The organism is Caulobacter sp. 17J80-11 (assembly GCF_014349105.1).
Taxonomy (GTDB): Bacteria; Pseudomonadota; Alphaproteobacteria; order Caulobacterales; family Caulobacteraceae; genus 17J80-11.
In genome coordinates, this window is the sequence record NZ_JACSJI010000022.1 from 11385 (window position 1) to 35650 (window position 24266).

The 24266-nt window shown below is 70.3% G+C and carries 21 protein-coding genes; 6 read left to right on the forward strand and 15 right to left on the reverse strand.

Annotated elements, in window-relative coordinates; translation table 11 throughout:
- Position 1: 1 nt before the first annotated feature.
- From H8B08_RS17300 to H8B08_RS17310, 3 genes are all read right to left on the reverse strand, one after another.
- Positions 2 to 2287, reverse strand: coding sequence for a TonB-dependent receptor (locus H8B08_RS17300; protein ID WP_187451444.1), 2286 nt, complete (start codon positions 2285 to 2287; stop codon positions 2 to 4).
- Between the two features lie 196 nt (positions 2288 to 2483).
- Entirely contained in the window at positions 2484 to 3086 is a 603-nt protein-coding gene (locus H8B08_RS17305) for a hypothetical protein (protein WP_187451445.1), read from the reverse strand.
- A 41-nt stretch (positions 3087 to 3127) separates the two neighbouring features.
- A complete protein-coding gene (locus H8B08_RS17310; RefSeq protein WP_187451446.1) occupies positions 3128 to 3739 on the reverse strand; it encodes an alpha-ketoglutarate-dependent dioxygenase AlkB in 612 nt (203 codons plus the stop codon).
- Positions 3740 to 3825: 86 nt separating this feature from the next.
- Here H8B08_RS17310 and H8B08_RS17315 point away from each other — a divergent pair, with 86 nt between their 5' ends.
- Complete coding sequence (locus H8B08_RS17315) at positions 3826 to 5376, forward strand: alpha/beta fold hydrolase (RefSeq protein ID WP_187451447.1); 1551 nt, start codon at positions 3826 to 3828, stop codon at positions 5374 to 5376.
- Between the two features lie 6 nt (positions 5377 to 5382).
- Here H8B08_RS17315 and H8B08_RS17320 read toward each other — a convergent pair whose 3' ends face one another.
- From H8B08_RS17320 to H8B08_RS17335, 4 genes are read right to left on the reverse strand one after another with little or no spacing between them, the layout of a single operon-like run.
- Positions 5383 to 6120: a hypothetical protein gene (locus H8B08_RS17320; RefSeq protein ID WP_187451448.1), complete on the reverse strand. Its 738-nt coding sequence runs from the start codon at positions 6118 to 6120 to the stop codon at positions 5383 to 5385.
- Positions 6121 to 6126: 6 nt separating this feature from the next.
- Positions 6127 to 7131 carry a DUF2891 domain-containing protein gene (locus H8B08_RS17325; protein WP_187451449.1) on the reverse strand — a complete coding sequence of 335 codons (1005 nt, stop codon included), beginning with the start codon at positions 7129 to 7131 and terminating at the stop codon, positions 6127 to 6129.
- Positions 7128 to 8093: a DUF979 domain-containing protein gene (locus H8B08_RS17330; RefSeq protein ID WP_187451450.1), complete on the reverse strand. Its 966-nt coding sequence runs from the start codon at positions 8091 to 8093 to the stop codon at positions 7128 to 7130. The genes H8B08_RS17325 and H8B08_RS17330 overlap by 4 nt, the downstream gene beginning before the upstream one ends.
- On the reverse strand, positions 8090 to 8833 hold the full coding sequence (locus H8B08_RS17335; protein WP_187451451.1) for a DUF969 domain-containing protein: 744 nt from the start codon (positions 8831 to 8833) through the stop codon (positions 8090 to 8092). Before H8B08_RS17335 ends, H8B08_RS17330 begins: the two co-directional genes overlap by 4 nt.
- A gap of 91 nt (positions 8834 to 8924) precedes the next feature.
- Between H8B08_RS17335 and H8B08_RS17340 the strand changes: the two genes are divergently transcribed.
- Complete coding sequence (locus H8B08_RS17340) at positions 8925 to 9677, forward strand: SDR family NAD(P)-dependent oxidoreductase (protein WP_187451452.1); 753 nt, start codon at positions 8925 to 8927, stop codon at positions 9675 to 9677.
- A gap of 188 nt (positions 9678 to 9865) precedes the next feature.
- Here H8B08_RS17340 and H8B08_RS17345 read toward each other — a convergent pair whose 3' ends face one another.
- The gene (locus H8B08_RS17345) at positions 9866 to 13447 is read right to left on the reverse strand and encodes a hydantoinase B/oxoprolinase family protein (RefSeq protein WP_370545519.1); all 3582 of its coding nucleotides are present in this window, start codon (positions 13445 to 13447) and stop codon (positions 9866 to 9868) included.
- Positions 13448 to 13534: 87 nt separating this feature from the next.
- On the reverse strand, positions 13535 to 14329 hold the full coding sequence (locus H8B08_RS17350; protein WP_187451454.1) for an SDR family NAD(P)-dependent oxidoreductase: 795 nt from the start codon (positions 14327 to 14329) through the stop codon (positions 13535 to 13537).
- Between the two features lie 62 nt (positions 14330 to 14391).
- Between H8B08_RS17350 and H8B08_RS17355 the strand changes: the two genes are divergently transcribed.
- A complete protein-coding gene (locus H8B08_RS17355; protein WP_187451455.1) occupies positions 14392 to 15195 on the forward strand; it encodes an RNA methyltransferase in 804 nt (267 codons plus the stop codon).
- Between the two features lie 6 nt (positions 15196 to 15201).
- Here H8B08_RS17355 and H8B08_RS17360 read toward each other — a convergent pair whose 3' ends face one another.
- The gene (locus tag H8B08_RS17360; protein WP_187451456.1) at positions 15202 to 15657 is read right to left on the reverse strand and encodes an Lrp/AsnC family transcriptional regulator; all 456 of its coding nucleotides are present in this window, start codon (positions 15655 to 15657) and stop codon (positions 15202 to 15204) included.
- Between the two features lie 111 nt (positions 15658 to 15768).
- Between H8B08_RS17360 and H8B08_RS17365 the strand changes: the two genes are divergently transcribed.
- Entirely contained in the window at positions 15769 to 16137 is a 369-nt protein-coding gene (locus H8B08_RS17365) for a VOC family protein (RefSeq protein ID WP_187451457.1), read from the forward strand.
- Positions 16138 to 16181: 44 nt separating this feature from the next.
- Here the strand turns inward: H8B08_RS17365 and H8B08_RS17370 are convergent, their stop codons facing one another.
- Positions 16182 to 17939: a DUF4153 domain-containing protein gene (locus H8B08_RS17370; protein ID WP_187451458.1), complete on the reverse strand. Its 1758-nt coding sequence runs from the start codon at positions 17937 to 17939 to the stop codon at positions 16182 to 16184.
- A 112-nt stretch (positions 17940 to 18051) separates the two neighbouring features.
- On the opposite strand from H8B08_RS17370, the gene H8B08_RS17375 reads away from it, so the two are divergent.
- Positions 18052 to 18837 carry a nucleotidyltransferase gene (locus tag H8B08_RS17375; RefSeq protein WP_187451459.1) on the forward strand — a complete coding sequence of 262 codons (786 nt, stop codon included), beginning with the start codon at positions 18052 to 18054 and terminating at the stop codon, positions 18835 to 18837.
- On the forward strand, positions 18821 to 19552 hold the full coding sequence (locus H8B08_RS17380) for a metallophosphoesterase (RefSeq protein WP_187451460.1): 732 nt from the start codon (positions 18821 to 18823) through the stop codon (positions 19550 to 19552). Before H8B08_RS17375 ends, H8B08_RS17380 begins: the two co-directional genes overlap by 17 nt.
- A 43-nt stretch (positions 19553 to 19595) precedes the next feature.
- Here the strand turns inward: H8B08_RS17380 and H8B08_RS17385 are convergent, their stop codons facing one another.
- The 4 genes from H8B08_RS17385 to H8B08_RS17400 all read right to left on the reverse strand — a co-directional run bounded on the left by H8B08_RS17385 (position 19596) and on the right by H8B08_RS17400 (position 24266).
- Entirely contained in the window at positions 19596 to 19754 is a 159-nt protein-coding gene (locus H8B08_RS17385) for a DUF3309 family protein (RefSeq protein ID WP_187451461.1), read from the reverse strand.
- A 265-nt stretch (positions 19755 to 20019) separates the two neighbouring features.
- Complete coding sequence (gene lpdA, locus H8B08_RS17390; RefSeq protein ID WP_187451462.1) at positions 20020 to 21423, reverse strand: dihydrolipoyl dehydrogenase; 1404 nt, start codon at positions 21421 to 21423, stop codon at positions 20020 to 20022.
- 158 nt (positions 21424 to 21581) lie between these two features.
- Entirely contained in the window at positions 21582 to 23249 is a 1668-nt protein-coding gene (locus H8B08_RS17395; RefSeq protein WP_187451463.1) for a 2-oxo acid dehydrogenase subunit E2, read from the reverse strand.
- A gap of 3 nt (positions 23250 to 23252) precedes the next feature.
- Positions 23253 to 24266, reverse strand: coding sequence for an alpha-ketoacid dehydrogenase subunit beta (locus tag H8B08_RS17400; protein WP_187451464.1), 1014 nt, complete (start codon positions 24264 to 24266; stop codon positions 23253 to 23255).

The window sequence follows — 24266 nt, forward strand, 5'->3', positions numbered from 1 at the left end:
CTTAGAAGTCGTAGCTCAGCCGCACGCCGAAGGTCCGGGGACGGACGGTCGCGGAGCGGTTGGCCAGGAAGGCTTCCGGGTGGACGTAGGAGATCGACCGGTCATCGAAGAGGTTCTCGACATAGGCCCCGACAGTGACCTGATCGAAGGCCACGGCGAAGGTCGAATTGACGACCTCGTAGGCTTCGGTGCGGCCGTAGGTCGGGCTCGGCACCGGCGGGCTCTTGCCCGCGACGTTCGGGAAGGAGCTGTTGTAGGCGCCGACGTGCTGGGCGACGATTGAGAAGTTCGCCTCAGCCTCCGGGGTGATGAACCAGCGGTAGCCGATGAAGGCCGAGCCCTGGACTTGCGGGAAGGCCAGCCGCCAGTCGTCGACGGCGCCGGAGATCGCCGCTTCTTGCGGCGACAGGTCGGTGACCCGGGCGTCGTTCAGCGACAGGTTCAGACCCAGGGTCAGGCCCTCGGTCGGGGTGGCCACGACTTCAGCCTCGATCCCCTTGCTGACCGCGCCGCCGATGTTGGTGGCGAACTGCACCGAGTCGGAAACGCGGTTGGCTTGGACCTGGATGTTGCTCCAGTCGATCCAGTAGGCGGCCAGGCTGGCGTTCAGCTTGCCATCGAACCAGCGCCCCTTGGCCCCGATCTCGTAGTTGATCAGGTCGTCGGAAGTCGCGCCGAACGGGATGATCAGATCGCTCGGGTCGATCACGCTGGGGCGCCCGCCGAAGCCGTTGATCACCGGAGTGCGGAAGCCGGTCGACACGGTCGCGTAGGTCGTCAGGTTGGTCGACGGCTTGTACGACAGGCTGAGCTTCCAGGACGGCCCCTTTTCCTTGGCCACCAGGCCCTCGGCCGGCGCGATCGGGGTTACGGTCAGCGGTCCCGGCCCGAAGAACGGGTAGTACAGGGCACGGACCAGATAGTTGCTGTTGTAGCCGCCTTCGGTGAAGCCCTGGGCGTCGGTCGAGCCGTAGCGCAGGCCGCCGGTCAGCCACCACTGGTCGTTGAAATGGTAGACCAGTTCGCCGAACAGCGCCTTCTCATGCGAGATGAAGTGCGTGTACTGGCGCTGGTAGTACTCGTCCGGCAGGCCCGTGAGGCCGTGAGACGCCAGGAACTCCGGCGTGGAGCGGTAGAAGTAGTCCACGTCCAGACGGCGATCGAGGTAGAAGCCGCCGATCACCCAGTCCCAGTCGCCGCCCGGGTCGGAGACCAGACGCGCCTCCTCCACGAAGGTGTCCTGATAGGCGTCGGCGTCGAGCGCGAAGGCGATTGCTCCGCCGAAGGTGCCGGCCAGGTCGACGTAGAACTTCTGGTCGAAGCTGGAATAGGTCGAGGAGCTGGTGAAGCGCGCCCCGTCGAACTGGTAGTCGACCGTGGCGTTGTAGGTCGTCAGATCACCGACGAAGAGGTCGGGACGATCGGAGACCCGCTTGTCGCGGCCGAGCGCCGGGTTGACCAGCGAGGAGTCCTTCGGGTCGCTGTACTCGTGCGAGGCCTGCAGGTTGATCGACAGCCGGTCGGTCGGCTGCCACAGCAGGCTGGCGCGGCCGCCCCAGTCCTTCAGGGTGTTCGAGTTGTCGACGCCGGTGCCGAGGTTGTCGATGTAGCCTTCCTCGTCGCGGTAGAAGCCGACCACGCGCAGGCCCAGCTTGTCCTGGATGATCGGCGTGTTGAGCATCACGTTGTAGCGCTGGCGCAGCGAGTCCTCGCCGACCATGCCGAGGTCGACCAGCACCTTGCCGCCGAACTCGTCCAGGTCGGGCTTGTGGTTGAGGATGCGCAGGGCGCCCGACAGGGAGCCCGAGCCGAACAGCGTGCCCTGCGGGCCGCGCAGGAACTCCACGCGCTCCACGTCGAACAGGTTCGGGTCGACCACCGTGGTGTTGCCGATGGTCGAGATCGGCAGTTCGTCGATATAGACCGCCACCGTGCTCTGCAGGTTGGCGCCGTAGCCGTTCGTGGCGATGCCGCGGGCGGTGAAGTTGTTGAAGTTGGCGGTGGCCCGGTTCAGCACCGCGCCCGGCGTCTGGCGCGCCAGGCCCTCGTAGCCGACGATGCCCTGGGCGGTCAGTTCCTTCTGCGAAAAGGCCGTGATGCTGAGCGGCACGTCCTGCAGGCGCTCGTCGCGACGGGTGGCGGTGACGATCACTTCGCCGAGGTCGCTGGCCTCGTCGGCCTTTTCCGTGGCCGGAGCATCGGCCGCCGGCGTGCTCTGGGAAAACGCGGGCGAGGCGAAGGCCAAGGTGGCGGCGGCGCACGCGGTCGCGAGTAGAACGCTCTTCATATTGTCCCCCCTTGCAGCGCCGATCTTTTTTTACGCCGGGCTGTCACGCTCACGATGCAACTGCAAAGCTGGACCTGTCAACACTCACTATCGTGCGTGTGAATGTTTTGCGCGAACGTTGCTCAGTCGTCGCAAAGCGAGAGCAGACAAGGGAGAAGTCGGGCGGCGACCGGCCGCCGCGACGCCCTGACGGGGCTCAGCGCACGAAGCGCAGCCGGATTTCCGAGGCGCGGCCGTCCTGGTCGGCGGCCGCTTCAACCCGCACGCCGAACTCGCGGGCGCGCGCCGTGACGCCCATGGCGGCGCGCCGGCCGCCGTCGCGGCCCTGCTCCAGGCTGAAGTCGGTCCGGGGCAGATGCGCCACTCCGAGTTCGGATCGCAGCGCCAGCGCCTCACCCTCCGGCGTCCAGTCCACCGTGGGCGACAGGCTGACGAAGTCGCGCTTGGGCAGCAGGCCGACCGGGGCGCGCCAGCTGAACCCCAGGTCCACCTGCGGCTGGTCGCCCGACCAGCGGACCCCGCCTTCGGCCGTCCCGGCGCGCAATCGGGTCCAGACCGCCGGATCGCGGAGGTCCTGGCCCTCGACCCCGGAGGCGAAGCCGCCCGAGCGGCCGCCCATCCACCAGTCGCCGGAAAATCCGAGGGCGTAGGATTCGAGCGCGCCGTCATGGGCCGAGACGCTGGCCGAGGGCGTCGCGACCTTCACGCCGTCCGCACACGCCGGCCCCGCGGCCAAGAGGGCCAAAGCGGTCAGAACGGCGAAGCCGCTAAACGTTCCTGCTCGGTCGATCCGGTTCACGGCGCCTCCCCCGAGCACCGGTACGGAGAATCGGGGCGCAATCAAGGCGACCCGGCGACACGGCCGCCCGCGTCCCCGCGAAGTCGGCGGAAGGTGATCGAGTAGCGCAGGCCCCCGACCGGAGGCAGGCTGTGCTCCCACGCGTAGCGGGCCGGGCCGGCCAGCACGTAGAGCGAGCGCGGCTCGACGGTCAGCGACGCCCGCTCCCAGCCGCGCCCGCCAGGACGCCGGAAGCGGAGCAGGCCGGGCGCCAGCAACGACACCCCGACCACCTCGGCGAACTCCGGGCGGTCCTTGTGCCAGCCGATGGCCGCGCCGGGCGGATATTGGGTGACGAGCGCCTGCTGCAGGTCGGCGGCGGTCAGGCCTGCGGCTTCGGCGGCGCGGACGCGCAGCGGCTTAAGGAAGTCGGGGATCGGCGCGGCGGGGCGCAGGCCGCCCGCCGTGAAATCGTAGCGCCAGCCGAACGAGACCACCTGGCGCTTGCCCAGGTAGCCGCGGAACTCGAAGGGCGCGAAGGCCAGCTCGGCCAGACGGGCGGCGAGCCGCGCCTCTTCGTCAGGCGTCAGGACCTCGGGCCGATAAACGAAGCCTTCCGGCAGGGCGGGCGGCGAAGGCGTCAGTTGAAACAGACCGGGCTGGGTCGAAGCCATACGAAGACAACGTCGTTCCGCGCCGCCCGCTTCCGCAGCTGGGGCGGGCGTGACTAAGATGGGCGTAATAGCGGGGGATCCAACGAATGCGCATTCTCACCGGAGCGGCGATCGCGCTGGCCATGTACTGCGGCGCCGGCGCGGCGGCCGCCCAAACCAAGGCCCAGACCCCGCCGAAGACGTCGGCGCAGGCACCCCAGCCGCAGGAGCACGACTTCGTCGTGCGCGACTTCCGCTTCGCCTCGGGCGAGACCCTGCCGGAACTCAGGCTGCACTACACCACGCTCGGCGAGCCCAGGCGCGACAAGAGCGGCCGGATCGTCAACGCAGTCATGGTGCTGCACGGCACCGGCGGCACGGGCCAGCAGTTCCTGCGGCCCCAGTTCAAGGACGTGCTGTTCGCGCCCGGCGGCCTGCTGGATCCGGCGAAGTACTACATCATCCTCCCCGACGGCATCGGTCACGGGAAGTCGTCCAAGCCCAGCGACGGCCTGCACGCGCGCTTCCCGTCCTACGACTACGACGACATGGTCGCCGCCCAGCACGCCCTGCTGACCCAGGGCCTGGGCGTGGACCGCCTGCGGCTACTGGCCGGCACCTCGATGGGCTGCATGCACGCGTTCGTCTGGGCCGAGACCTATCCGACCTTCTCCGACGCCCTGATGCCGCTGGCCTGCCAGCCAACCCAGATCGCCGGGCGCAACCGGCTGTGGCGCAAGATGGCCATGGACGCCATCCGCCAGGACCCGGCCTGGAAGGGCGGCGAGTACACCCAGCAGCCGATGGCCGGCCTGCGCACCGCCCAGGACCTGCTGATCCTGGCCGGCTCGGCGACCATCCCGCTGCAGGACGCGGCGCCGACCCGGGACGCGGCCGACAAGTACCTGGACGAGCGGTTCAACGCCGCCATCGGCGCGCTCGACGCCAACGACCTGCTCTACCAGCTGAACGCCTCGCGCAATTACGACCCGTCGGCGAAGCTGGAGACCATCACCGCGCCGGTGACCTGGGTGAATTCGGCCGACGACTTCATCAACCCGCCGGAGCTGGGCATCGCCGAGCGCGAGGCCAAGCGGATCAAGAACGGCCGCTACGTGCTGATCCCGGCCGGCCCGGACGGCAAGGGCCACGGCACCCACACCTGGGCGGTGTTCTGGAAGGACGAACTGGCGGCCCTGCTGGCCCGCTCGGAGCCCGGCGCCGACCCGGCCCCGGTCTGGGACCAGGTCGCCGGCGAGCGCGAGTTCCTGACCATCAACGCCGGCCTCCCCGGCGTCGTGAGCCTGCCCGGCCTGCAGTACAAGGTGCTGAGGTCGGGCCCGGCCGACGGGGCGCGCCCGCTGCGCAGCGACGACGTCACCGTGCGCTATGTCGGCCGCTTCCTGAACGGCCAGGTGTTCAACACCTCGCCGGGCGACGGCGCCGAGACCACCACCTTCCCGCTGCAGAAGCTGATCCCCGGCTGGATCGCCAGCCTGCAGCGCATGCGCCCGGGCGACGTGTGGGAGCTCTACATCCCCGCCCACCTGGCCTACGGCTCGACCGGCAAGGCCTACATCCCGGCCGACAGCACCCTGGTGTTCCAGGTCGAGCTCGTCTCGAGCGCACCGCACGTCGAGGAAGCGGCGAAGAAGTAGGCTCGCTTAGGCCGCGGCGGCGACCTCCAACGCACGCTTGGCAGCATCCCGCGCAATCGAGATAGCCTCACCAAATTCGGCGGGGATGTCAGGCTTATAATAGTATCGAGCGTGTCGGTGGTGGTTCGCCGTTGCCCGAGCGATTTCGTATCGCTCGGGATCGCTCTCCAACCTAGCCTTAAGGGCTGATTTGCCCCCACAGAGCTTTTCGGCCAGCTCGAAGACTTTGTAGACTTCGTACCAGTTTCCGGCACGGCCGACCTGGGCAAGCAGGTCGGCCACAAGCTCTGCTCGATCAAGAGTGGATGCATCCACTGCGCCCGCAGCTTCATTCAACTTCTGCGCATCCGACCTCGCCGGCGGAGGCGGCGGGACTAGCGCTCCTTCTGGGCCGCTGACGATCAGATCAACGACCGCTCCCCGCATCCTGAACCGCCCCGATTGCACTTCAAGGAAGTGATGTAGGCGATGGTGCCCTTGCACAAACTCGACAACAGCACCGACCTGCACGGGCTCAGAACCCCGCGCCAGCGCCATGGCGCCATTCAGACGCTCAACGAGCGACTTCGCCCGCGCCCGAGCCTCAGACGCGTCCGCAGAGCTCGCAAAAATCGAACTCCTAAGGACGTACAGCGGACTCTGGTCTTCTATAACTTCGACCCACGGATCGAACGGCTGCCGGAGTTCTTCCTGCCAGTCGAGCAGATCAAAATCATGCCCCACTAGGCGAACGCCCCATGCCATGGAGCCTTACCCCTCCAGCGCCAGCAGGGCGAAGGTCGCCAGCCAGTGCTCGCCCATGTAGTCGCCGGCCACGTGGGGCAGGCTGGCGTCCAGGTGCAGCTCGGCCGCGCGGCCGGCGATCTCGCCGATCGGATCGCCGGCGTCCAGGCCCGAGGCGATCCCGCGCCAGCACCAGGCGCGCGACAGGTTCAGGCCGTCCAGGTGAGCGATCTTGCCGTCGGTGCGGTCGCTGACCACGGCCGGGCGGAACAGGGTCGAAGGCTCGCCTTCGGCCAGCTGCGGCAGGAAACGGCCGAACCAGGCGCGGAAGTCGGCCCGATCCAGCACGCGGCGCATGCACTCGGCCTCGACCAGGGCCGGCGAGAGGAAGTCGTCCTGCGACGGCTCCCAGGCCTGGCAGCCCGCGTCGCGGCCGTACCAGATCAGCGCCCGCTCGCGGCACAGGGCGGCCAGGCCGTCGTCGCCGACCAGGTCGGCGTATTCGATCGCCAGCGCGAGCGCGAAGGCGGTGTTGAAGTGGGTGCCGGCCCGCACCGGATAGGTGGCCTTGGGCAGGAACTGAACGAAGCGGTCGGCGAAGGCCAGGGCCAGCGGCTTCAGCGCGCGGGCCCACCGGCGGCCCTCGACGCTCTCGTGGCGCTCCAGCTCGGCGGCCAGCATCAAGAGCCAGGCCCAGCCGTAGGGGCGCTCGAAGCCGCGGCTCTCGGGTCGGGCCAGGTAGGCGACCTCGACGGCGACCTTTTCCTCGGTGAACTGGGCGTCGGCCAGGTCGCGGATGCGCTTGGCCTCCGGCAGGTCCGGGAAGCGGCGGTAGAGCCGCATGAGCAGCCAGAAGCCGTGCACGCACGAGTGCCAGTCGAAGCTGCCGTAGAACACCGGGTGCAGGTCGTGCGGCTCGCGCACGTCGTGCGGCCCGGCCATGACGTGGTCGAGCTTGTGCGGGTACTCGCGGACGACGTGGCCGAGCGCGATGGAGGCGAACCGCGAGGCGGTCGAGAGGTCGAGGGTCATCGGAAGGCGAGCAGGTACATCAGCAGGACGTTGACCGCGAGCAGCGGAAGCGCGGTCGGGATCTGGGCCCGGATCACCCCGTTCAGCACGGCGTTGCGGTCGGGCAGCTCCAGCAGGTTGGCCGGCACCACGTTGAAGTTGGCGGCCATGGGCGTCAGCAGGGTGCCGCAGAAGCCGGACAGCATGCCGATCGCGCCGACCACGGCCGGATCGCCGCCGAACTTGCCGACGATCAGCGGCAGGCCGACGGCGGCGGTCATCACCGGGAAGGCGGCGAAGGCGTTGCCCATCACCACCGTGAACAGGGCCATGCCCAGGCAATAGGCGGCCACCGCCGCGATCGGGGTGTCGAGCGGCAGGTAGGTCCCGACCAGCTGGCCGACCGCGTCGCCGACGCCGTTGAGGGCGAACACCGCGCCCAGCGAAGCCAGCATCTGGGGCAGGATCGCCGCCCAGCCGATGGTGTCGAGCAGGCGGCGGCCCTCCTGCAGAGGCGCGGACGGCCTGGGCCGCAGCCACAGCATGGCCACCGACAGGGCCAGCACCACGCCCAGAGCCAGCGAGATCAGGGTCGCCTGCTTGGGATCGACCACGGGGTGGCCGCCGACCACCAACGTCTTGAAGATGAAGGTGCCGGCCAGCGCCGTCACCGGAATGATCAGGGCCGGCAGGAACAGGCCGTCGCCGCGCTTCTCGGCGCTGGCCCGGCGCTCCTCCGGCGTGGTGGTGACGGGCGCGCCCTTGCCGAGCCCGCCGAAGCCGGCGAGCAGGGCCAGGCCGATGACCAGCACGCCGTTGCCGAGGTCGCTGAGCTGGCCGCCGATCAGGAAGCTCAGCGCCAGCAGGCCCCAGAACAGGGCGGTGCGGATCCGCTTGGGATTTGCGCGGTCCCGCAGGCTCAGGAACGACACCGCCGCGAACATGACGCCCGCCAGGACGTAGACGTGATCGAGGGTGATCATTCCGCCGCCTCCGGCTGCGGCGCGCCGTTCGGCGTCGGCGCGGACGCCAGTTCGCGTTCCAGGCGCTTGTCGAACAGGGCCAGGCGCGCGCCGTGGATCAGCAGGGCGGCGATGGCGGTCGGGATGGCCCAGACCGACAGGTGCAGCGGCTCGACCAGGATGCCGTTCTGCTCGAGGAAGCCCTTGATCAGCAGGATCGAGGCGATGGCGATGAAGATGTCCTCGCCGAAGAACAGGCCGATGTTGTCCGTGGCCGCCGCGAAGCTGCGGATGCGGAAGCGGGTCTTCTCCGGCAGGGCGCCGTAGCGGTTCTCGGCCGCGCCCTCGGCCATGGGGGCGACCAGCGGGCGGACCATCTGGGCGTGGCCGCCCAGATCCTTCAGGCCGACGGCCGCGCCGATCTGGCGGATGACCAGGTAGATCAGCAGCAGCCGGCCCGTGGTTGCGGCGGCGACCTTGGAGACCAGGGTGCGGGCGCGCTCCTGCAGGCCGGCCCGCTCCAAGAGGCCGATGACGGGGAGCACCAGCCAGACTACGCTGACGAAGCGGTTCTCCTTGAACGCCTTGCCGAAGGCCTCGACCGTGTGTTGCGCGGCCAGCAGCAGCTCCTGGACGCTCACGCCCGGGGCCCACGCCGCAGCGACGCCGGTGACCAGGGCGGCGACGAGGATGACCAGCAGCGGATTGAGGCGGGCGACGAAGCCCACCACCACCACCGCAATTCCCAACAGAACCAGCATGGCCCTCCCCAGAGTGCGCGGGCCGCACCATCGCGCGGTTTGACCGAATACGCTACGGCTCGAAGCGACGCGGGTTTGCGGGGGTCGTTCAATGCAGATCAATCTTGCGACGAAGACGGTGCTGGTCACCGGCGCGAGCCGCGGCATCGGCGCGGCCATCGCCCGCGCCATGGCCGCCTCGGGCGCGCGGGTGGCGGTGCACTACGCCCGGAAGCGGGCCGAGGCCGAGGCGCTGGCGGCCGAGATCGGCGGCGGCGCCGAGACGTTCGGCGCGGACCTGGCCGACCCGGCCGCCTGCGCGCGGCTGTGGACGGAGGTGACCGACCGGTTCGGCCGCGTGGACGTGCTGGTCAACAACGCCGGCGTGGCGATCGGTTCGCCGCTCGACAGCGAGACCTGGCTGGCCGACTGGGAGCGGACGATGGCCGTGAACCTGACAGCCGCGGGCCTGCTCTGCCGCTCGGCGGTGGCGCATTTCCAGGCCCACGGGGGCGGGCGGATCGTCAACATCGCCTCGCGCGCGGCCTTCCGCGGCGACACGCCCGACTACCTGGCCTATGCGGCCTCGAAGGGCGGCATGGTGGCCCTGACCCGCTCGATCGCGCGCGGCTTCGGCAAGGCCGGGGTGACCGCCTTCGTGGTCGCGCCGGGCTTCACCCGCACCGAAATGGCCCAGGACTTCATCGACCAGTACGGCGAGGATTACGCCCTGAACGACATCGCGCTCGCCCGCCTGACGGAGCCGGAAGACGTCGCGCCCACCGTGGTGTTCCTGGCCAGCGGCCTGGCCGACCACGCGACGGGCACGACCATCGACATCAACGCGGCGTCTTACGTGCGGTAGGGCGGAGACGGCACAGCGCCATTCTTCGTCACCCTCGGGCTTGTCCCGAGGGCCCATCGTACCGGTACGCTGCCCGTGGGAGCCACACGCTTCGGATACGGCTGCGAGCCACTCGAAGTCGCGGCGCAAGCTGAACCATGGGCCCTCGGGACAAGCCCGAGGGCGACGATGTGGAGAGCGGCGCGGGCCTAAGCCTTTCCGTACCCTCCCCCGCCCGGCGTCTCGATCACGAAGACGTCGCCCGGCGCCATCTCGACCGCGGCGGTGCCGGCCAGCTTTTCGACCGTCCCGTCGGCCCGCTCGACCCGGTTCACCCCGACCGCGGCGGGCTCGCCGCCCTTCAGGCCGAACGGCGGCACGCGCCTGCGATTGGAGAGGATGCCGGCGGTCATCGGCTCCAGGAAGCGGATCTTCCGCACCACCCCGTCGCCGCCGCGATGCGCGCCGGCGCCGCCGGAGCCGCGACGGATCGAGAAGGCCTCGACCAGCACCGGGAAGCGGGTCTCCAGCACCTCCGGGTCGGTCAGCCGGCTATTGGTCATGTGGGTCTGCACGGCTGAGGCGCCGTCGAAGTCCGGTCCCGCGCCCGAGCCGCCGCAGATGGTCTCGTAGTACTGCCGCCGGTCGTCGCCGAAGGTGAAGTTGTTCATCGTGCCCTGGGCGGCGGCCAGCACGCCCAGCGCCCCGTAGAGCACGTCGCACACCGCCTGGCTGGTCTCGACGTTGCCGGCCACCACCGCGGCCGGATAGCGCGGGTTGAGCATGGAGCCCTCCGGCACGATCAGGTCGATCGGCTTCAGGCAGCCCTCGTTCAGCGGGATGGCGTCGTCGATCAGGGTGCGGAAGACGTACAGCACCGCCGCCCGGGTGATCGACAGCGGCGCGTTGAAGTTGCCGTCCAGCTGGGCGCTGGTGCCGGTGAAGTCGACCGTGGCGTGCCGCGCCGCCTTGTCGACGGTGATCTTCACCCGGATGGTCGCGCCGTCGTCCATCTCGACCGCGAACTCGCCGTCGTGCAGCACGTCCAGCACCCGCCGCACCGACTCCTCGGCGTTGGCCTGGACGTGGCCCATGTAGGCGTCGACCACCGGCCGGCCGAACTGGGCGACCATGGATCGGAGCTCCTCCGCCCCCTTGGCGCAGGCGGCGACCTGGGCCTTCAGGTCGGCCAGGTTCTGGTCGGGATTTCGCGACGGCCAGCGGCCCGAGCCCAGCAGGGCGCGCGTCTCGGCTTCGCAGAGGCGGCCCTGGTCGATCAGCAGGAAGTCGTCGATCAGTACGCCCTCCTCCTCGACCGTGCGGCTCATGGGCGGCATGGAGCCCGGCGTGATCCCGCCGATGTCGGCGTGGTGGCCGCGGGCGGCGACGAAGAAGGCCGGCTCGGCGTCGCACTCCAGGAACACCGGGGTGATCACGGTCACGTCCGGCAGGTGGGTGCCGCCGTTGTAGGGCGCGTTCAGCATGTAGACGTCGCCGGGCTTCAGGCCGCGGCCGTCGCGCCCCTCGCCGCGCGAACGCAGGATGGTGCGCACGCTCTCGCCCATGGAGCCCAGGTGCACCGGGATGTGCGGGGCGTTGGCGATCAGGGCGCCGGTCGCGTCGAACAGGGCGCAGGAGAAGTCCAGGCGCTCCTTGATGTTGACCGAATAGGCCGTGTTCTGCAGGGCGAAGCCCATCTGCTCGGCCACCGCCATGAAGCGGCTGTTGAACACCTCCAGCATGACCGGATCGACGTCGGTGCCGACCGCCTTGGTCCCGGACAGCGGCACGACCCGCTCCAGGATCAGGTTGGCGTGCGCGTCGACCGTAGCGCGCCAGCCGGGCTCGACCACCGTGGTGGCGGTGGGCTCCCGGACGATCGCCGGGCCATGGATTTCCACGCCGACGGCCAGGGTCTCGCGGTCGTAGACGGGGGTGTCGTGGTGGACGCCCGCCATGCGCACGTCCACCCGGGCGATCGGGTCGTGGCCGGTCCCGGACACTTCGGCCGCCGGCACGCCGCCGCCCTGGGGCTGGCCGACCGCCTCGGCCGAGACCTGCTCGACGATGAGCGCCTTCTCCGGCGCGACGAAGCCGAAGCGGCGGCGGTGGGCGTCCTCGAAGGCCGCCTTCAGCGCCTCGGCCGAGCCGAACGGCACGGTCAGCGCCGAGTCGGTGCCGGCGTACTTCACCTGGGCGCGGGTCAGCACCTCGGTCGAGCGCAGCGGCACCCCCTGGCCGACCAGGGCGGCACGGGCGGCCTCCGCCAGACCGTCGACCTGCGCGGCCAGCTCGCCGGCCGTCTCCAGCGGCGCCTCGACCGTCGCCTCGCGCATCACCCGCAGCGCCGCCAGGCCCATGCCGTAGGCCGACAGCACGCCGGCCAGCGGGTGGATCATCACCCGGGTCATGCCCAGAGCGTCCGCCACCAGGCAGGCGTGCTGGCCGCCGGCCCCGCCGAAGCAGGCCAGCACGTAGCGGCTGACGTCGTAGCCGCGCTGGACCGAGATCTTCTTGATCGCCTCGGCCATGTTGTGGACGGCGACGGTCAGGAAGCCGTCGGCGACCTCCGCGCCCGTGACCTCGCGTCCGGTCGATTGCGAGACCTCCGCGGCCAGCTCGGCGAACTTCTTCTCGACCACGTCACGGTCCAGCGGCTGGTCGCCGCCCTCGCCGAACACGTGCGGGAAGAAGGCCGGCTGCACCTTGCCCAGCATGACGTTGCAGTCGGTGACGGTCAGCGGCCCGCCGCGGCGGTAGCAGGCCGGCCCCGGCACGGCCCCGGCCGACTCCGGTCCGACGCGGAAGCGCGCGCCGTCGAAGCTGCAGATCGAGCCGCCGCCGGCCGCCACCGTGTGGATGTGCAGCATGGGCGCGCGCAGGCGCACGCCGGCCACCGTGGTCTCGTAGGCGCGCTCGTACTCGCCGGCGTAGTGCGACACGTCGGTGGAGGTGCCGCCCATGTCGAAGCCGATCACGCGCTCGAAGCCGGCCTGCTCGGCGGTGGCGGCCATGCCGACGATGCCGCCGGCGGGTCCGGACAGCACCGCGTCCTTGCCGCGGAAGCTCCTCGCCTCGGCCAGGCCGCCGTTGGACTGCATGAACAGCAGCCGCACCTCGCGGCCCAGCTCGTCGCCCACCTGGTCGACGTAGCGGCGCAGCTCCGGCGACAGGTAGGCGTCGGCCACCGTGGTGTCGCCCCGGCCGACCAGCTTGATCAAAGCCGCGACCTCGTGGCTGACCGAGACCTGCTCGAAGCCGACCTCGCGGGCGATCTCGGCCAGTCGGGCCTCGTGATCGTGGAAGCGCCAGCCGTGCATCAGCACGATGGCCGCGGCGCGGAAGCCCCTGGCGTGGGCCGCCGTCAGGGCGGCGCGGGCGGCCGCCTCGTCCAGGGGCGTGAGCACTTCGCCCTCGGCGGTGACCCGCTCGCTGATCTCGACCACCTCCGAATACAGCAGGTCGGGCAGGACGATGTGGCGGGCGAACAGGTCCGGCCGGCTCTGCCAGCCGATCCTGAGCGCGTCGGCGAAGCCCCGGGTGGTGATCAGCACGGTCGGCTCGCCCTTGCGCTCCAGCAGCGCGTTGGTGGCGACCGTGGTGCCCATCTTCACCGCGGCGATGGCGTCGCCGCTCGCGCCCAGCACGTCGCGGATGGCGGCCACCGCCGCGTCGCGGTAGCGGCCGGGGTTCTCGGACAGGAACTTGCGGGTGAGAAGCCGGCCGTCGGGCGCGCGCGCCACCACGTCGGTGAAGGTGCCGCCGCGATCGATCCAGAACTCCCAGGCCACCCGACTTGCTCCCGGCTGCGACAAAGGCGCGGATCAAACCCTGCGCCGGGCGCAAGGACAACCGTCCTCGGGTCAGGCGCCCTCGGGTCAGGCGATCGTATCGAGCACGCCGCCGTCGACCCTGAGCGCCGCGCCGGTGGTCGCCGACGCCTGCGGCGAGGCGACGTAGACGACCAGATTGGCGACCTCCTCGACCGTGGCCGCGCGGCGGATGATCGAGGTGGAGCGATGGGTCATCACGAACTCGTTCGCCGCCTCCTCGGCCGACTTGCCCGTCTTCTCGCGGACCTCCTTCAGCATGTCGGCCACGCCGTCCGACAGGGTCGGTCCCGGCAGGACGGCGTTCACCGTCACCCCGGTGCCGGCCATGCGCTTGGCCAGCCCCCGCGACAGCGCCAGGTCGGCGGTCTTGGTCAGGCCGTAGTGGATCATCTCGACCGGGATGTTCAGGGCGGATTCCGAGGACAGGAAGATCACCCGCCCCCAGCCGCGCTCGGCCATGGCCGGCAGGTAGGCGCGCGACAGGCGCACGCCCGACATCACGTTGACCGCGAAGAACCGCTCCCACTCCGAATCGGGAACCTCGAAGAAGTCGTGTGGGCCGAACACGCCGACGTTGTTGACCAGGATGTCGGTCGAAGGCTCGGCGGCGGCCAGGGCCTCGCAGCCTTGGGCCGTCCCCAGGTCGGCGGCGACCCCGCGCACCTCGGCGCCGGGCGCATGTCGGCGGACCGCGGCGATGGCGGCGTCGACATCGGCCTGCCTGCGGCCGTTGACCACCACGGCCGCACCGGACTCCGCCAGTCCCTTGGCGATCGCCAGCCCGATGCCGCGGGTGGAGCCGGTGACCACCGCCGTCCTGGACGTGAGATCGATCTTCATCACTGTCCTCCGCCTTGCGGCCACGGCATAAGCGAGCCGCCCGCAGACCCCCGAAACCCGCCGTGCCGCATTTCGTCTCCCTCGCCGATCCCGACGACCCGCGCGCGGCGCCCTATCGCGACGTGCGCGAGCGCGACCTGGCGGGCCGCGCCGGCTTCATGGCCGAGGGCGAAGTGGTGCTGGAGAAGCTGATCCGCCTGTCGCCGCACCGGCCGCAGTCGGTGCTGATCGCCGAGAAGCGGCGGGCCAGGCTGGAGCCCCTGCTGGCCGACCTGCCCGACGCGGTCCCGGTCTATGTCGCCGCCCAGCCGGTGCTGGACGCCATCGCCGGCTTCCACCTGCACCGCGGGATTCTGGCGGTGGGCGAACGGGCGCCCCTGCCCTCGCCCGACGCGCTGCTGGCCGGCCTGCCTGAGCGGGCGACAGTGGTGGTGCTCCACGGCCTGGCCAACCACGACAATGTCGGAGGCGTGTTCCGCAACGCCGCCGCCTTCGGGGCCGACGCGGTGCTGCTGGACGCCACCAGCTGCGATCCTTTGTACCGCAAGGCGATCCGAGTGTCGGTCGGCGCGACCCTGCTGGTCCCGTGGACGCGGCTTCAGCCCGGGGCCGATCCGGTCGCCCTGCTCTCGGCCCACGGGTTCGAGACCATCGCGCTGAGCCCGTCGGGCCAGACCGTGCTGTCGGAGCTGCGCCGGCCGGCCAAGGTCGCCGCCCTGTTCGGCACGGAAGGCCCCGGCCTGCCGGCCGAGGTGCTGACCCGCACGCGGTCGGTGCGCATCCCGATGGCCGGCGGGTTCGACTCGCTGAACGTGGCGGCCACCAGCGCGGTGGTGTTGCACCACCTGGCGTTCGACGCCGGCTGACCGGGGCTAGCCGACAGGCACGGCGCCGCCGAACTTGACGCGGTCCATGGCGACCAGGGTCTCAAATCCCCGGATGTTGGGATCGTCGAAGAACCGCGCCGAGAACGCCTGATAGTCGGCCATATCGCGCACGGTAAGGGTCAGGACGAAATCGGCCCGCCCGGTCACGTACCAGCACTGCATGACCTCGGGCGCGGCGGACATCGCGGCCTTGAAGGCCTCGACCCGCTCCGCCTGTTCGCGCTCCAGCTCCACGAGCACGATCATGGTCAGGCTGCGTCCGACCTTCTCCGGCGCCACCAGCGACACGTCGGCGGTGATCACCCCCCGCTCCCGCAACCGCTGGGCGCGGCGCAGGCAGGCGGCCGACGAGAGCCCCACCTGGTCCGCCAGCTCGGCCCCGGTCTGCTGGTTGTCCGCCTGCAGCGCCGCCAGCAGACGCGCGTCGAAGCTGTCGATCATCGGCTTCCCCATGACGAATTCGCGCAAGCACGGGCCCGAGTTTGCGCCCCTTCCGCACGACCGCGCCGATATGGTGCCGCTTCCTCCCGGCAGCCAGCGTGGACCACGGTCATGCTCGACCATCTTGAATTGCGCACCCAACAGCTCGATCTCGCGACCGCTTTTTACGCCAGGGTGCTCGCTCCGCTGGGCTACAGCCTGAAGGTCGACGAAGAGATCAAGAAGGGCTTCGGCGACGCCCACGGCCTCGACTTCTTCCTGGTCCACGGCGCGGCCACGGCCGAGAAGGCCCACTACGCCTTCGCCGCCCCGACCCGGGCCCTGGTGTCGGCCTGCTTCGAAGCAGGGCGCGAGGCGCCCGGCGGCAAGCTCGACCGCCCCGCCGCCCTCATGCCCCAGGTGCACGCCCACTATTACGCCAGCTTCCTGCGCGACCCCGACGGGCGGCTAGTGGAATTCGTCTGCCACGCCCCGGAGTGACGGCCGAGGCGCCGACCCGCTGAACGGGAGCCCTACTTGGAGCCCTACTTGGACGCCGCCTTCACCTCCGGTTGCGGCTCGCAGCCGTCGCCCTGCAGGCGCAGGTGCTGGCCGGCGACCTCCAGGTCCTTCCACTTCGGCTCGGCCACCTTGAACTTGCCGGCCTTCAGCGCCTCGGCCACGCCCGGGCAGCCGCCGGCGTTCAGGTCGCCGGCCTTTGTCCAGCGGCCGTCGGCGAAGCGGTAGACGTTCAGCTGGTAGCCAGGGCTGAGCAGGACCTCCTCGGTCCCGTCGGCGTCGAGGTCGGCGAAGAAGGCGTCGCAGGCGCGGTCGCCGCCCTGGATGCAGGGCGACCAGCCGTCGCCGGCGTCCCAGGCCTGCTTCACGAAGCCGTCGGGCAAGGTGCGGCCCTTCGGCCAGACGGTGATCCGGTCGGCGTCGAACTGCGGGCGCTGCTCGTCGCGCTGGTAGCGGTATTCCAGTTTCAGCGCTTCGGCGGCCTTCTCCGAGATCACCTTGGCGTTCGGCCCTGTGGCGTGGGCCTTCAGCCGCTCCAGCTCGGCGCGGCCCCACCTGGCGCCGTCGAAGCGCAAGAAGCCGTAGTCGAACTTGTCCGGGGCGATCTTCCCGGCCTCCAGGCGGCGCACCTGGTCGGCCACGGCGATGCGGGCCGGGTCGGCCAGCGGCGTGAACAGGGCGACCAGCACGCCGATGGCCACGAAGGCGGTGGCGACGTTGGTGGCCTCCAGCGGCTTCAGCCAGGCGCCCGGCTTCAGCGCCGCCATGGCGTAGCCCACGGCGTAGCAGGCCCCGACCAGGGCGCAGGCGGAGGCGACCACCCGGTCCGGGGTCAGGCCGTACTGGCCGACGCGCAGCCAGACCCCGTAGGCGGCGATGGCCACCAGCGGGGCGACGGCGAGCGCGGTGACCCGCCCGGCCCACTTCAGCACCGCGGGCGTGCGGGCGTCCGCGCCGTCCTGGTAGGCGGCGTTGAGCAGGATGATCAGCACGGCGGCCGCCGCCAGCACCAGGGCCGCGGCGTGGCCGGTGGCCCACAGCAGCTTCAGGCCGGTGAACGGCAGGGCGACCAGGAAGCCGACCGCGATCAGGCCCATCAGCGGCATCAGCCAGGACAGCAGGGTGAGCGCCACGGTGCGCACGCCGCGGATCACCCCGGCCTTCACGTCGGTCAGGTGCACGGCCGCGGCGAAGGCCACCGTCGTGCCCGGCACGGCGAACCACTCCTCACGGATCAGCTTCTCCAGGAAGTCCAGGCCGATCAGCTTGAACAGGGCCGCGCCCAGCAGCAGCACCAGCCAGAACACGCCGGTGAAGGCCCCGGCCAGGGCCAGCTGCACGCCGTGCTTCCAGGCGGCGTCGAAATAAACCGGATAGGGCGCGATCGGCCGGCGCGCGGTGTCGGCGCCCTGGACCAGGTGGTGGCCGATGAACAGGACGGCGGCGACGAAGATTCCCGCCCCGCCGTGCAGGTACTGGAAGTTCGTCCCGGGCGCCTCGCGCAGCACATGGTGCAGGCCCAGGCCCACCGCGACCGCTGTGGCGACCACCGCCCAGACCGCGAGCGTGACCCGGCGCATGTCGCCCAGGCCGCCCAGCAGCAAGATCGGAATGAAGGCCCAGGCGTAGACCAGGGCCTCGAACAGGGCCGGTTCGGTCGCGGGCCAGGCCTTGGCCTCCATGGCCCGGTGCAGGGCGTAGAGCGCCACGCCCTGGACCAGGCCGATCGCCAGGCGCGCCCATCCGGCGCCCGACCAGCCCGCCTTCTCAGTCCCCGTTTCCATCGCGCCGTCCCCCCGGGCTGGATCGTTCGCTCGCATAGGGACTCAAGGCGACGCTTTTGGGAAGCGCCGTTCTCCGAGCGGAACCGGGTCCGCGTGACGCTGTTTCCGGCTGATGGCAGACACCGCCGCCCACACGCCCGACGAGCTCGAACCCCACCCCGAGGTCGAGGCCTTTTACACCGAGAGCCTGAAACTGCTGGTCGAGTCCGGCATCCCGTTCCTGCTGTCGGGCACCTACGCGGTCAGCGCCTACACCGGGATCGTGCGGCCGACCAAGGACCTCGACGTCTTCTGCAAGGCCGGCGACTATCCCAAGATCCTGGCGTACTTCCAGGAGCGCGGCTACCGCACCGAAGTCGAGGACGAGCGCTGGATCGCCAAGGTCTGGCAGGACGACCACTTCTTCGACGTGATCTACAACATGTCGAACGCGACCGTGCCGGTGAACGACGACTGGTTCAGGGGCACCCACACCATCTGCGTCTACGGCACGGACGTGAGGATCACCCCGCCGACCGAGCTGATCTGGTCGAAGGTCTTCATCCAGGACCGCTATCGCTACGACGGGGCCGACATCGCCCACGTGATCCTGAAGAAGCACGAGGAGATCGACTGGAAGCGGCTGCTGGCCTACCTGGAACCGTACTGGGAGGTGCTGCTGGTCCACCTCCTGAACTTCCGCTTCGCCTATCCGACCGAGCGGTCGCGGGTGCCCAAGTGGCTGATGGAGGAGCTGATCGGCCGGCTCCAGGCCCAGCTCCACCTGCCGCCGGCCAACGTGAAGGTCTGCCGCGGCCGGCTGTTCTCCCCACGCGACTACGTCATCGACATCACCGAGTTCGGCTTCGCCGACGTGGTCGGCAAGGGCCTGGAGGAGCGGCATGAACCCATCGCCTGACGGGACCGTCGTGGTCGCCGCCATCGGCGACCTGCACGTGGGCGAGGACCACCAGCAGCCCTACCGCGACCTGTTCATCGAGATCAGCCAGCGCGCCCACGTGCTGGCCCTGTGCGGCGACCTCACCAACTTCGGCCGCACGGTCGAGGTCGAGATCCTGGCCGACGACCTGAAGGCCTGCACCATCCCGGTGGTCGCCGTGCTCGGCAACCACGACTACGAGGCCGGCCAGCCCGCCGAGGTGCGCCGCATCCTGCACTCGGTCGGCGTGCACGTGCTGGACGGCGAGGCGGTCGAGCTTCACGGCGTCGGCTTCGCCGGCGTGAAGGGCTTCGTGGGCGGCTACGGCCGCTTCATGCTCTCGGCCTTCGGCGAGCCGGCGATGAGCGCCTTCGTGCAGGAATCGGTCAACGAGGCGCTGAAGCTGGAGACCGCCATCCGCACCCTGCGCGTCGAGCGGGCCATGGCGGTGATGCACTATTCGCCCATCCCCGAGACCCTGGTCGGCGAGCCGGTGGAGATCTTCCCCTTCCTGGGCTGCTCGCGCCTGGCCGAGCCGATCGACCGGTTCGACGAGATCCGCTGCGCCGTCCACGGCCACGCCCATCGCGGGACCTACTTCGGCCGCACCCCCAAGGGCGTGCCGGTCTACAACGTCGCGAGGTTCGTGGTGCAGGCCGAGTGCGGCCGGCCGTACGCGCTGCTGGAGTTGTGAGCGCCCTCTCCTCCCCCGCTTCGCAGGGGAGGAGAGGCCCGCGCTAGAGCCTGCCGAGCAGGATCAGGATCAGCACGATCAGCAGCACCAGGCCGATGCCGCCGCTGGGCATGTAGCCCCAGCTGCGGCTGTAGCCCCAGCGCGGCAGGGCGCCGATCAGCACGATGATCAGAACGATAAGCAGAATGAAACCGAGCGACATACGCTTCCTCCGGCCCGGCTCTCCGGCAGGCACGCCGGGGCGGGCTCAGTAAGCGGAACGGTCGATCGTAAGTCGGGTTCCGACTTCTCCTCCCCTGTGAAGCGCAGCGGAACGGGGGAGGGGGACCGCCGAAGGCGGTGGAGGGGGCGAGCGGCGGGCGCGCCTGATCAACGTGGATCAACGAGGGAGCGGCGGTTCGCCCCCTCCACCACCCTTCGGGTGGTCCCCCTCCCCCGCGGCTTAGCCGCAGGGGAGGAGATATTCCTCAGATGTGGATGGCGTGGCCCAGAGCCCGCAGGACCGCCTCGTGGAAGGCTTCGCCCAGCGTCGGGTGGACGTGGATCGTGCCGGCGACGTCCTCCAGCACCGCGCCCATCTCCAGCCAGCCGGCGAAGGCGTTGGACAGCTCCGAGACGTGCTGGCCGACGGCCTGGACGCCGAGGATCCGGTGGTCGTCCTTGCGGGCCAGCACGCGCACGAAGCCGCCGTCCTCGGCCGCCTCGATGGCCAGCGCCCGGCCGATTGCCGAGAACGGGAAGACCGCGGTGATCACGTCGTCACGGCCCTCGACGTCGTTCGGGCCCAGGCCCGCGGAGACGATCTCCGGCTCGGTGAAGCAGACCGCGGCGATGGCGACGGGATCGAACGAGCGGCGCTTGCCGGCGATGATTTCGGCGACCATCTCGCCCTGCGCGGAGCCCTTGTGGGCCAGCATGGGTTCGCCGACCAGGTCGCCGATGGCCCAGACGTTCCTCATCGAGGTCTTGCACTGGTCGTCGATCTTCACGAACGGCCCGTTCATGTCGACGCCCATGGCCTCCAGGCCCCAGCCCTTGGTGCGCGGGCGCCGGCCGACGGTGACCAGAATCTTGTCGGCCGGCAGGGTGAGCGCCTGGCCGTCCTTCGTTTCGATCGCCAGGCCCTTGCCGCCCTCGCCCAGGCCCTTGGCCTTGGCGCCCAGGTGCAGGACGACGCCGTGCTTCTCCAGCCACTTGCGGACCGGGTCGGTCAGCGCCTTGTCGTAGAGCGGCAGGATGCGCTCCTGCGCCTCCACCACCGTGACCTTGGCGCCCATCTTGGCGAAGGCGATGCCGAGCTCCAGGCCGATGTAGCCGGCGCCCACGACCACCAGGTTCGCCGGCACCTTGTCGAGCGACAGCGCCTCGGTCGAGGAGATCACGTCTCCGCCGAACTTCAGGAACGGCAGCTCGACCGGCTCCGAGCCGGTGGCCAGGATCACGTGCTCGGCGCTGACCGTGACGTCGCCGTCAGCGGTTTTGACCACGCAGGTCTTGGCGTCGGTGAAGGTCGCCCAGCCGGTCAGCACCTTGGCCTTGGCGCGCTTCAGCAGGCCGCCGACGCCGCCGTTCAGCTTGTCGACGATGCCGTCCTTCCAGGCCACGGTCTGGGCGAGGTCCAGCTTCGGCGCCTGGGCGGTGATGCCCAGCGTGCCGCCGGCCGAGGCCGCCTTGGCCACCGTCTCGTACTTGGAGGCGGCGTGGATCATCGCCTTGGACGGGATGCAGCCGCGGATCAGGCAGGTGCCGCCCAGCCGGTCGGCCTCGACGATCACCGTGTCCAGCCCCAGCTGGCCGCAGCGGATCGCCGCCACATAGCCGCCGGTGCCGGCGCCGACGATGAGGACCTTGGTGGAGAGCTTCTCGGCCATGTGCTCGCTCTTTTCGTCATCCTCGGGCGGCGCGCAGCGGAGACCCGAGGACCCAGCAAGCGCAGCGCTCGATGCAGGCGTTGTTCGCAGCGTCCAGATCGGGGCTGCTGGATCCTCGGATCGGCCTTACGGCCGTCCGAGGATGACGGTTGGTTGGATCAGTCCACGAACAGCGCCGCCGGGTGTTCCAGCAGGCCCTTGATCTTCTGGACGAACTCGGCGGCGTCGTAGCCGTCGACAATGCGGTGATCGAAGCTGGACGACAGGTTCATCATCTTGCGGACGACGACCTGGCCGTTCTTCACCACCGGGCGCTCGACGATCTTGTTCGGACCGACGATGGCCACCTCGGGGTGGTTGATCACCGGGGTGTGGACGATGCCGCCCAGGGTGCCCAGGCTGGTGATGGTGATGGTCGAGCCCGACAGCTCCTCGCGGGCCGCCTTGCCGTCCTTGGCCGCGGTGGCGACGCGGGCGATCTCGGTGGCCGTGGCCCAGACGTCCAGCGCCTCGGCGTGGCGGACCACCGGCACCATCAGGCCGTTTGGGGTCTGGGTGGCGATGCCCAGGTGCACGCCGTCGAAGCGGTGCAGGACGCCGGCGTCGTCGTCGTAGCGGGCGTTGATCTGCGGATGCTGCGGCAGGACCTTGACCAGCGCGCGCGCGAAGAACGGCAGGAAGCTCAGCTTGGGCTGATCCTTCTGCTTCGTCGCGTTCATGTAGACGCGCAGCGCCTCCAGCTCGGTGACGTCGATCTCCTCGGCGTACATGAAGTGCGGGATGCGGCGCTTCGCTTCCTGCATCTTCTCCGCGATCTTGCGGCGCAGGCCGATGACCTTGATCTCCTCCACGCCGGTGCGCTCGGCGTAGCGCGGCGCGCCGTGGCCGGAGCCGATCGCGGTCGCCTTGCGGCCGCCCGAGGCGACGTAGGCGTCCAGGTCGGCGTGCTCGATGCGGCCGGCCGGGCCCGAGCCCGGCACGAACTGCAGCTCGATGCCCAGGTCGCGGGCGCGCTTGCGCACCGCCGGCGAGGCCAGCGGACGCTCGCCCGCCACGCGGGTCGAGAAGGCTTCGGCGGCGGCGGCCTTCGGAGCCGGCGCGGCGGCCGGCTTGGGCGCTTCCGCCTTCGGGGCCGGCTTGGCCTCGGCCTTCGGCGCAGCGGCCGGGGCCGGCGCAGCGGCTGGCTTCGGGGCGGCGCCGCGGGCGACGTTGCCGGCGCCTTCGACTTCCAGCACCACGATGCCGGAGCCGACGGCGGCCATTTCGCCCACGTTGCCGTGGGTGGCGACGACGCGGCCGGCCACCGGCGAGGTCAGCTCGACGGTCGCCTTGTCGGTCATCACGTCGGCCAGCGGCTGGTCTTCCTCGACGTGGTCGCCGGGCTTCACGTGCCAGGCGACGATCTCGGCCTCGGCGGTGCCTTCGCCCACGTCCGGCAGCTTGAAGACGTAGTTGCCCTCGCCCTGCATGTCGGGCTGGGGCGTGACGGCCTCGACCGGGGCCGGGACGTGCGGCAGCGGCTCTTCGCCGGCGGCGGCCGGAACGGCCGGGGCCGGGGCGGTCTCGGCGGCGGCGTTGCCCGCTCCCTCGACCTCGAAGATCACCAGGGTCGAGCCCACGGCGGCCATGTCGCCCGGATTACCGGTGATCGAGGTGACCACGCCGTCGACCGGCGAGGTGATCTCCACCGTCGCCTTGTCGGTCATGACGTCGACCAGCGGCTGGTCCTCGGAGACCTTGTCGCCGACCTTGACGTGCCAGCCGACGATCTCGGCCTCGGCGGTGCCTTCGCCCACGTCGGGCAGCTTGAAGACGTAGCGGCCCATCGATCAGCCCTCCATGGCGCGCTTGAGCGCCTCGCCCACCCGCTTGGGGCCGGGGAAATAGTCCCACTCGAACGCGTGCGGATACGGGGTGTCCCAGCCGGTGACCCGTTCGATCGGCGCCTCGAGGTGATGGAAGCAGTGCTCCTGCACCAGGGCCGACAGCTCGGCGCCGAAGCCCGAAGTGCGCGGCGCCTCGTGGGCGATGACGCAACGGCCGGTCTTCTTCACGCTCTCGACGATGGTGTCGATGTCCAGCGGCACCAGGGTGCGCAGGTCGATCACCTCGGCGTCGACGCCGGCCCACTCGGCCGCCGCCAGCGACACCCAGACCATGGTGCCGTAGGCCAGGACGGTGACGTCCGCGCCTTCCTTCATGACCCGGGCCTTGCCCAGCGGCACGGTGTAGTGGCCCTCCGGCACCTCGGCCAGCGGGTGGCCGGTCCAGGGCTGCACCGGGTTCTCGTGCCAGCCGTCGAACGGGCCGTTGTAGATCCGCTTGGGCTCGAAGAAGAGCACCGGGTCGTTGTCCTCGATGCACGAGATCAGCAGGCCCTTGGCGTCGTACGGGTTCGACGGGATGACCGTCTTCAGGCCGGCGATGTGGGTGAACAGGCTCTCGGGGCTCTGGCTGTGCGTCTGGCCGCCGAAGATGCCGCCGCCGTAGGGGCTGCGCACGGTGATCGGCACGGTGAACTCGCCGCCCGAGCGGTAGCGGATCTTGGCCGCTTCCGAGACCAGCTGGTCGTAGGCCGGGTAGATGTAGTCGGCGAACTGGATCTCGACGACCGGACGGATGCCGTACACGCCCATGCCGATGGCTGCGGCGACGATGCCGCCCTCGGCGATCGGGGCGTCGAAGCAGCGGGTCAGGCCGTGCTTCTTCTGCAGGCCTTCGTTGACGCGGAACACGCCGCCGAAATAGCCCGCGTCCTCGCCGAAGGTGAGCACGTTCGGATCGTCGGTCAGCTTGACGTCGAGGGCGCTGTTCAGCGCCTGGATCATGTTCATCTGCGCCAT

Bases quoted from the DNA above. Each gene is read 5' to 3' on its own strand.
- H8B08_RS17350 (WP_187451454.1), bottom strand. From the start codon at position 14,329: ATGAAGATCGATCTCACGTCCAGGACGGCGGTGGTCACCGGCTCCACC.
- H8B08_RS17380 (WP_187451460.1), top strand. From the start codon at position 18,821: ATGAACCCATCGCCTGACGGGACCGTCGTGGTCGCCGCCATCGGCGAC.
- H8B08_RS17370 (WP_187451458.1), bottom strand. From the start codon at position 17,939: ATGGAAACGGGGACTGAGAAGGCGGGCTGGTCGGGCGCCGGATGGGCG.
- H8B08_RS17360 (WP_187451456.1), bottom strand. From the start codon at position 15,657: ATGATCGACAGCTTCGACGCGCGTCTGCTGGCGGCGCTGCAGGCGGAC.
- H8B08_RS17335 (WP_187451451.1), bottom strand. From the start codon at position 8,833: ATGCTGGTTCTGTTGGGAATTGCGGTGGTGGTGGTGGGCTTCGTCGCC.
- H8B08_RS17310 (WP_187451446.1), bottom strand. From the start codon at position 3,739: ATGGCTTCGACCCAGCCCGGTCTGTTTCAACTGACGCCTTCGCCGCCC.
- H8B08_RS17340 (WP_187451452.1), top strand. From the start codon at position 8,925: ATGCAGATCAATCTTGCGACGAAGACGGTGCTGGTCACCGGCGCGAGC.
- H8B08_RS17365 (WP_187451457.1), top strand. From the start codon at position 15,769: ATGCTCGACCATCTTGAATTGCGCACCCAACAGCTCGATCTCGCGACC.
- H8B08_RS17320 (WP_187451448.1), bottom strand. From the start codon at position 6,120: ATGGCATGGGGCGTTCGCCTAGTGGGGCATGATTTTGATCTGCTCGAC.
- H8B08_RS17385 (WP_187451461.1), bottom strand. From the start codon at position 19,754: ATGTCGCTCGGTTTCATTCTGCTTATCGTTCTGATCATCGTGCTGATC.
- H8B08_RS17330 (WP_187451450.1), bottom strand. From the start codon at position 8,093: ATGATCACCCTCGATCACGTCTACGTCCTGGCGGGCGTCATGTTCGCG.
- H8B08_RS17315 (WP_187451447.1), top strand. From the start codon at position 3,826: ATGCGCATTCTCACCGGAGCGGCGATCGCGCTGGCCATGTACTGCGGC.
- H8B08_RS17400 (WP_187451464.1), bottom strand. From the start codon at position 24,266: ATGGCGCAGATGAACATGATCCAGGCGCTGAACAGCGCCCTCGACGTC.
- H8B08_RS17300 (WP_187451444.1), bottom strand. From the start codon at position 2,287: ATGAAGAGCGTTCTACTCGCGACCGCGTGCGCCGCCGCCACCTTGGCC.
- H8B08_RS17395 (WP_187451463.1), bottom strand. From the start codon at position 23,249: ATGGGCCGCTACGTCTTCAAGCTGCCCGACGTGGGCGAAGGCACCGCC.
- H8B08_RS17375 (WP_187451459.1), top strand. From the start codon at position 18,052: ATGGCAGACACCGCCGCCCACACGCCCGACGAGCTCGAACCCCACCCC.
- lpdA (WP_187451462.1), bottom strand. From the start codon at position 21,423: ATGGCCGAGAAGCTCTCCACCAAGGTCCTCATCGTCGGCGCCGGCACC.
- H8B08_RS17325 (WP_187451449.1), bottom strand. From the start codon at position 7,131: ATGACCCTCGACCTCTCGACCGCCTCGCGGTTCGCCTCCATCGCGCTC.